Below are 8107 nucleotides of genomic sequence, written 5' to 3' on the forward strand. Positions count from 1 at the left end.
GCCAAGGAGATCAAGGCCACGGTGGACGACCCCCGGCGGGTGATCGGTGCTCCCCGGGTCTTTGGTGGCATGACCATGCCGGCCCATCTCATCGTCGATGAAATCAGGAGGGTGCTCCAGTGAGTACGCGCATCGTCAGCATCTCGCCCGCGTTCGAGGACGTGATGCCCGAGGAATACAAGGAGCTGGTGGAGAACGGCCCCTACGGGAAGGACTACAAGGTCACCGACCTTGGCAAGTACAAGGAACTGATCGAGGAGCATCCGCTGTGCGCCGGCTGCGGACTGGCCCTGTCCCTGCGGTTGGTGCTCGCCTCGCTGCCGAGCCCCGAGGATACGGTGATCGTTGGCTCCACCGGCTGCAGCGCCTTGGTGTTTCCGCAGGTCGGCCTGCACAACGTCCACTCGCTGTTCGGCAACCAGAACGCCGTGGCGAGCGGCATCAAACGCGCGCTGAGCCTGCGTTTTCCGGACCATGTGAAGGACGTGGTCGTGGTCGCCGGCGACGGCGCCACCGCCGACATCGGCCTGGACATGGTCATGCAGTCCTGGTTCCGGCGCGAGAAGATCGCGACCATCATGCTCGACAACGAGGCCTACGCCAATACCGGCGGCCAGGAGAGCGGCATGAGCATGGAAGGGACGGTGATGAACATGGCGCCGAAGGGCAAGGTGTTCCCCAAAGCCGATCTGCCCAAGGTGGCCGAAGCCTCCGGCTGCGCCTACGTGGCCGCCGCCTCCCCGTCGCGCCCGGGCAAGCTCGGCAAGGTGGTGCGGCGCGCGATCCTGATCGCCCGCGAGGTGGGTCCCACCTACGTGCAGCTGCTCAGTCCCTGCCCCACCAACTTCAAGACCAAGCCCTCGGACACCGTGCTGACGATCAAGGCGCGGGAGAAGGAGAAGAGCTTCAAGCAGTACGAATACCTCTCCGACGACGCCCGCAGTTTCTTGAGCGCGCTTGAAGAGGGCAAACAGTCAGAGGGCAAACAGTCAGAGGGCAAGCAGTAATGGCTGAGAAGATGTCCATTCGCCTGTCCGGATTGGGCGGCCAGGGCGTGGTGACCGCAGCGCACATCCTGGGCATGGCCGCCTACAAGGATGAGCTGCAGGTCACCGTCAATCCGTTTTTCGGCGCGGAAAAGCGGCTCGCCCCAGCCGAAAGCTATGTACGCATCTCGCGCGAGCCGATTTACGAGCGTGGCGAGATCCTGTACCCGAGCCTCATCATGGTCTTCCATCCGCACGTCATCACCCTGGGCAAGAGCTACACCATGCCCTTCTTCGATGGCCTGGAGGCCGGCGGGACCATCATCATCAACTCCGCCTCTGTCTTGGAGCTCGCACACGAGGATCTGGACAACCTGGACAAGCTCGATGCGCAGGTCCACTACGTTCCCGCCTCGGAGGTCGCGATGGAGGTGAGCGGCACGCACCTGTCCACCAACATCGCCATGCTCGGGGCGCTCTACCGCCTCCAGCAGCTGCCCTCGTTGGACGCGCTGGAGTCGGCCATGGTCGAACGCTTCGGCGGCAGCAAGTTCGTCGCCTCCGGCAGCACCGCGGCGCTTGATGATGCGGTGAAAGAGAAGTTCGCCAAGGTCAGCCAGATGATCGAGAAGAATCTCGAGGTCATCCAGAAGGCTGGCGAATCCATGTTCCAACAGACACACTGATCCAGGGGGTTTCGATGTACTATGCCACCGAAGTGGAAGCCAAACTCTGCTCGGGATGCGCCTTGTGCGCGATGGGATGCCCGGACCCGAATGTCATCGCCTACTGCGAGGACAGCGAGACGGTGACCGTGGACCAGAAACGCTGCAAGGGATGCGGCGTCTGCATTACCCTGTGCACAAAGGCTGCGATGAGCGTCAAACAGGTCAGCCTGAACGCTTAAAGGACGCGAGGCGGACGGCAGGACGCCGTCCCGGCCTTGCCGGGCCGCCCGATTCTTCAATTGGCCATGCCCGAGACCCTGTCATGCTTCGTAAGATCTTGATCGCCAACCGCGGCGAGATCGCGGTGCGCATCATTCGCGCCTGCGCCGAGATGGGCATTCGCTCGGCCGCGATCTCTGCGGATGCCGACCGCCATTCGCTGCACGTGAAGAAGGCCGACGAGGCCTATTGCCTGGGCAGTGACCCGCTTGCCGGCTACCTGAACGTGCACCAAATCGTCAATCTCGCCGTTGCCACCGGCTGCGATGCCGTGCATCCAGGCTACGGCTTCCTGTCCGAGAACCCGGAGCTGGCACAAGCCTGCGCGCGGCGCGGGATCACCTTCATCGGCCCAAGCGCCGAGGTGATCGCGCGCATGGGCGACAAGACCGCGGCGCGCTTGGCCATGCAGCAGGCCGGTGTCCCTGTCACGCCCGGCAGCCCCGGAAATCTCGACAGCCTGGAGGCGGCCCTGGCCTGCGCCGAGGAGATCGGCTATCCGGTCATGCTCAAGGCCACCTCGGGCGGCGGCGGGCGCGGCATCCGCCGTTGCGATGACGCCCAGGCACTGCGTCAGAATTATGTCCGGGTCATCTCCGAGGCGACCAAGGCCTTCGGGCGCGCCGAGGTCTTCCTCGAGCGCTGCGTGGTGAATCCGCGCCATATCGAGGTGCAGGTGCTCGGCGACCATCACGGCAACTGCGTGCATCTGTTCGAGCGCGACTGTTCCATCCAGCGCCGCAATCAGAAGCTGATCGAGATCGCGCCCTCGCCCCAGCTCGACGAGGCGCAGCGCCAGTACGTCAATGGGCTGGCCGTGATCGCGGCACGCGCGGTGGGTTACACCAATGCCGGCACCGTCGAGTTCCTGCTCGACGAGGCCGGGCGCTTCTATTTCATGGAGATGAACACCCGCATCCAGGTCGAGCACACCATCACCGAGACCATCACCGGTGTCGACCTGGTCGAGGAGCAGATCCGCATCGCCGCCGGCCTGCCGCTGCGCTACCGTCAGCACGAGATCGGGCGGCGCGGTTATGCGATCCAGTTTCGCGTCAATGCCGAGGACCCGAAGAACAATTTCTTGCCGAGCTTTGGACGCATCTCGCGCTACTACGCCCCAGGCGGGCCGGGCGCGCGCACCGATGGGGCCATCTACACCGGCTATACGATCCCGCCGCACTATGACTCCATGCTCGCCAAGGTGATCGTCTGGGCGCTCAACTGGGACGATGTGGTCAATCGCGGCCACCGCGCCCTGCGCGACATGGGCCTGTTCGGCGTGCGCACGACCATCCCCTTCTATCAGGAGATCCTGCGCCATCCCGACTTCCGCGCGGGCTCATTCGACACCGGCTTCATCGAGGCCCATCCCGAACTGCTCAACTACTCGAGCAAACGCCGCCGCGAAGACATCGCCGCCGCGCTCGCCGCCGCCGTTGCGGCGCATGCCGGTCTGTAGGAGAGAACCCAGCCATGTCCCCATCCACGCCAACGTCCACAAAAAAGATCAACATCACCGACCTCATTCTGCGCGATGCCCACCAATCGCTGCTGGCGACCCGCCTGCGCACCGACGACATGCTGCCGATCTGCCCCAAGCTCGATGCCATCGGCTACTGGTCGCTCGAGTGCTGGGGCGGCGCCACCTTCGATGCCTGCGTGCGCTTCCTCAAGGAAGACCCATGGGAACGGCTGCGCCAGTTGCGCGAGGCCTTGCCCAACACCCGTCTACAGATGCTGTTGCGCGGGCAGAACCTGCTCGGCTATCGCCATTACTCTGATGATGTGGTGCGCGCCTTCGTCAACCGCGCCGCCGACAACGGCATGGACGTCTTTCGCATCTTCGATGCCCTCAATGACGTGCGCAACCTGCGCACCGCCATCGAGGCGACCAAGGCGGCCGGCAAGCACGCCCAGGGCACCATCTGCTATACCGTCAGCCCGGTTCACGACATTGCCGGATTCGTCGCCATGGGCCGCGAGTTGGCCGCCATGGGCTGCGACTCCATCGCCATCAAGGACATGGCCGGCCTGCTGACGCCCTATGTCACCGCCGAGCTGGTCAAGGCCCTGAAAGACGGTATCCCGCTGCCGCTGACCCTGCATTCCCACGCGACCGCCGGCCTCTCCGAGATGTGTCATCTCAAGGCCATCGAGAACGGCTGCGATACCATCGACACCGCCATCTCGGCGCTCGCCGGCGGGACCTCGCACGCGCCCACCGAGAGCCTGGTCGCGGCCCTGCGCGGCACGCCTTACGACACCGGCCTGGACCTGGAAGCACTGCAGGAGATCGGCGTCTATTTCCATCAGGTGCGCAAGAAATACCACCAGTTCGAGAGCGATTTCACCGGGGTGGATACCCGGGTCCAGGTCAATCAGGTGCCGGGCGGGATGATCTCCAACCTCGCCAACCAGCTCAAGGAGCAGAACGCGCTCGACCGCATGGGCGCGGTGCTCGACGAAATCCCTCAGGTTCGCAAGGACCTCGGCTATCCGCCACTCGTGACCCCAACCTCGCAGATCGTCGGCACCCAGGCGGTGCTGAATGTCCTAACCGAGAACCGCTATCAGACCATCACCAACGAGGTGAAGCTCTATCTACAGGGACGCTATGGACAGGCGCCAGCGCCGGTCAATCCAGAACTGCAGGAACGTGCGGTCGGCAAGGAGGAGCTGATCGACTGCCGTCCGGCCGACTTGCTCAAGCCCGAGCTCGATCGCCTGACCAAGGAGGTCGGCGCCCTGGCGGGCTCGCCGGAGGATATCCTGACCTACGCCATGTTTCCGGAGGTTGGGCGCGCCTTCCTCGAGCATCGGGCCGCCGGCACCCTGCATCCCGAGCCGCTGGAGCCACCAACGAGTGGGCTCAGCCCGCAGGCGGCGCCGACCGAGTTCAACATCGCCGTGCACGGCGAAACCTATCACGTCAAGGTGACCGGAGCCGGCCACAAGGGCCAAGCCGAGCGCCACTTCTACCTGGCGATTGACGGCATCCCAGAGGAAGTCCTGGTCGAGAGTCTCGATGAGGTGGTCCTGACCGGCGGGGCTGAGGGTGCGGTCAAGAAGGCCATCGCCGGAAAACGCCCGCAGCCCACGCAACCGGGCCATGTGACCACCTCGATGCCGGGCAACATCGTCGACGTGCTGGTGACGGAAGGCGAAACGGTCAGCGCCGGGCAAGCCGTGCTGGTCACAGAGGCGATGAAAATGGAGGCTGAGATTCAAGCGCCCATCGCCGGCACGGTGACAGGCATCTTCGTCGCCAAGGGCGATTCGGTGAATCCGGACGAGGTGCTGATCGAGATCGAGCCGGCGAACGGTGGCTGATGCCATCCGCTGATGCGATCCCCTGATGCCATCCCCCGATGCGATCCAGCCTGCGCGAGGGCCCGGCCGATGACAGCAGCCGTCCTGCTCATAGCATGAACCATCCATGAATCGACTGACATTCAAACATGTCGGCCCGGATCTTGCCGGAGGGGTGACCACAGCGATCCTGTCGCTGCCACTGGCCCTCGCGTTCGGCGTGGCTTCCGGGGCGGGTCCACAGGCCGGTCTGTACGGGGCGGTCTGCGTGGGACTGTTCGCGGCCCTGTTCGGAGGATCTACCCGGCTGATCTCCGAGCCGACCGGTCCCATGACCGTCATCATGACGGCGGTGATCACCAGCATGGTCGCCCGCTACCCCGAGAACGGGATGGCGATGGCGTTCACAGTGGTCATGGTGGCCGGGGCGTTCCAGTTGCTGATCGGGTTCATGAAACTGGGACGTTTCATCACCCTGATGCCCTACGCGGTCATCTCCGGTTTCATGTCCGGCATCGGCATCATCCTCATCCTGATGCAGCTCCCGCCCATGCTGGGACATGCGGCGCCTCCCGGCGGCGTGCTGGCAACGCTCGAGGCCCTTCCCCGGCTGATCCAGGAGCTTGACTCGACGGAGCTCTTGCTCGGCGGGCTCGCCTTCTGCTTCCTGCTGCTGTACCCGGTTCGGTGGCGTCGCTTCTGCCCTCCGCAACTGCTGGTCCTACTGATCGGGACCGCCGTGGTCATGTTCGTGTCGCTGCCGGGCAGCCTACGCACCATTGGCCAGATTCCCATGGGACTGCCCAGTCTCGTGCTGCCGTCCTTCACCCCTGAGGAGGTCACCCGGATTCTGCTGGACGGCATCGTCCTCGGCACCCTGGGCGCCATCGACACGCTGCTGACCGCGATGATTGCGGACAGCCTGACCCGCGACCAGCACGACAGCAACCGCGAGCTGGTCGGCCAGGGCATCGGCAACATCCTCTCCGGTCTCCTCGGCGGCTTGCCCGGAGCCGGCGCCACCATGGGGACTGTGGCGAATATCCAGACCGGTGCCCAGACCATCCTGGCCGGCGTGATCCGCGCCCTGTTGCTGTTGGTCGTCGTCCTCTGGGCGGCGCCCCTGCTTGCGGATGTGCCCATGGCGATCCTCGCGGCCATTGCCATGAAGGTGGGCATCGACATCCTCGACTGGAGCTTCCTGAAGCGGGCGCACCGGGTGTCGAAAACCAGCACCATCCTGATGTATAGCGTCATGCTGCTGACGGTGTTCTACGACCTGATCGTCGCCGTCGGCTTCGGTGTCTTCCTGGCCAATCTCCTCACCATCCAGAAGCTGTCAGAACTGCCGGCGCACAAGGTCAAGACCATCTCCATCCTGGATGACGACGTCCAGATCAGCGACGAAGACCGCGACTTGCTGGAGACCGCGGATGGCAACATCCTGCTGTTCCAACTCAGTGGCCCGATGATCTTCGGGGTAGCCAAGACCATCTCCCAGGAGCATGCCGCCATCGCCAACGCCAAGGTCATGATCCTCGACATGACGGATGTGCCCTTCCTGGGCACCTCGGTGTCCCTTGCGATTGAGAATATGACCTATGATGTCATCGCGGCGGGTGGACTGGTGATGGTTGCAGGAGCCAGCGAGCCCATTAAGAAGCGCCTGCAGAAACTGAGAATCCTCGATCACCAGGACGTCTCAGAGTATCCGGATCGACACAAGGCCGTCCAAGCCGCCATGGATGTGTTACGGGAGAGTACAAGAAGCAGCCCGTCAGATAGGAACATGATCGCGGCATGAGTTCTGATCACTTGGAATGTCAAACCATCAAATCCGAATAACCAAACCCGACGATTGGCATCTCCATCTGCGCGATGGTGACATGCTGAAGACGGTGATTGCGGACACAGCTCGTTGCTTCGCGCGAGCCATTGTGATGCCTAACCTAAAGCCGCCGGTGACCACGGTGGCTCAGGCCGAGGCCTATCGAAGCCGCATTCTAGCGGCGGTTCCCGAGGGCATGACCTTCGAGCCGCTGATGACGCTGTACTTGACCGAGAACACCTCGCCAGACGAGATCCGGCGGGCCAAGGCGTCGGACTCGATCCATGCGGTCAAGTATTACCCGGCGGGCGCAACGACCAATTCCGACAATGGGGTTCAGGATCTGAGCAACGTCTATGCGGTGCTCGAGACCATGCAGGAGGTCGATCTTCCGCTGTTGCTGCACGGTGAGGTCACGGATCGGGATGTCGATGTCTTCGACCGGGAAGCGGTGTTCATCGAGCGGCATCTCCAGCGGATCAATACGCGGTTTCCGGCGCTGCGCACCGTGCTCGAGCACGTCACGACCAAGGACGCAGTCGACTACGTGCTGGAAGCCTCCGAGCGGGTCGCGGCAACCATCACCGTTCATCATTTGCTACTGAACCGCAATGCCATATTCGATGGCGGCTTGCGACCACATCATTACTGCCTGCCGCTGCTCAAGCGCGAAACCCATCGTCAGGCGTTGGTGAACGCCGCCACCAGCGGTATGCCGAAGTTTTTTCTCGGTACGGATTCGGCCCCGCATCCCAAAAACGCTAAGGAGTCAGGTTGCGGCTGTGCCGGCATCTACAGTGCACCGGCAGCGATCGAGCTGTATGCCGAGATCTTCGCCGACGCCGGGGCCTTGGATCGACTCGAAGGCTTTGCGAGCTTCCATGGCCCGGATTTCTACGGCCTGCCCCGGAATGACGACAAGATGACCCTTGAAGCCCATACCTGGTTGGTGCCGAAGCTGATCAATGCAGGTTTGGAGGAGATCGTGCCGTTGCGCGCCGGGACCGACGTCGGCTGGCGACTGGGACGACCCG

General features: G+C 63.5%; 7 protein-coding genes. All 7 read left to right on the forward strand.

From position 1 onward, the window contains the following. Window positions 1-119: 119 nt before the first annotated feature. Complete coding sequence (locus tag ACY693_RS10645) at window positions 120-1007, forward strand: thiamine pyrophosphate-dependent enzyme (protein WP_462321805.1); 888 nt, start codon at window positions 120-122, stop codon at window positions 1005-1007. After that, a complete protein-coding gene (locus ACY693_RS10650) occupies window positions 1007-1672 on the forward strand; it encodes a 2-oxoacid:acceptor oxidoreductase family protein (RefSeq protein ID WP_462321806.1) in 666 nt (221 codons plus the stop codon). The genes ACY693_RS10645 and ACY693_RS10650 overlap by 1 nt, the downstream gene beginning before the upstream one ends. Window positions 1673-1686: 14 nt before the next feature. Beyond that, entirely contained in the window at window positions 1687-1893 is a 207-nt protein-coding gene (locus ACY693_RS10655) for a 4Fe-4S binding protein (protein WP_462321807.1), read from the forward strand. Window positions 1894-1976: 83 nt separating this feature from the next. After that, complete coding sequence (locus ACY693_RS10660; protein WP_462321808.1) at window positions 1977-3395, forward strand: acetyl-CoA carboxylase biotin carboxylase subunit; 1419 nt, start codon at window positions 1977-1979, stop codon at window positions 3393-3395. A gap of 14 nt (window positions 3396-3409) precedes the next feature. Beyond that, on the forward strand, window positions 3410-5266 hold the full coding sequence (gene oadA, locus ACY693_RS10665) for a sodium-extruding oxaloacetate decarboxylase subunit alpha (RefSeq protein ID WP_462321809.1): 1857 nt from the start codon (window positions 3410-3412) through the stop codon (window positions 5264-5266). 106 nt (window positions 5267-5372) lie between these two features. Beyond that, entirely contained in the window at window positions 5373-7049 is a 1677-nt protein-coding gene (locus ACY693_RS10670) for a SulP family inorganic anion transporter (protein ID WP_462321810.1), read from the forward strand. A 16-nt stretch (window positions 7050-7065) separates the two neighbouring features. Continuing rightward, window positions 7066-8107 (forward strand): dihydroorotase (gene pyrC, locus ACY693_RS10675; RefSeq protein WP_462321811.1); only part of this gene is annotated, 1042 nt, incomplete at its 3' end.

It is taken from the genome of Halochromatium sp., from assembly GCF_054919635.1.

Coding starts and splice junctions, on each gene's coding strand:
- ACY693_RS10650 (WP_462321806.1), top strand. CDS start 1,007: ATGGCTGAGAAGATGTCCATTCGCCTGTCCGGATTGGGCGGCCAGGGC.
- ACY693_RS10655 (WP_462321807.1), top strand. CDS start 1,687: ATGTACTATGCCACCGAAGTGGAAGCCAAACTCTGCTCGGGATGCGCC.
- ACY693_RS10660 (WP_462321808.1), top strand. CDS start 1,977: ATGCTTCGTAAGATCTTGATCGCCAACCGCGGCGAGATCGCGGTGCGC.
- oadA (WP_462321809.1), top strand. CDS start 3,410: ATGTCCCCATCCACGCCAACGTCCACAAAAAAGATCAACATCACCGAC.
- ACY693_RS10670 (WP_462321810.1), top strand. CDS start 5,373: ATGAATCGACTGACATTCAAACATGTCGGCCCGGATCTTGCCGGAGGG.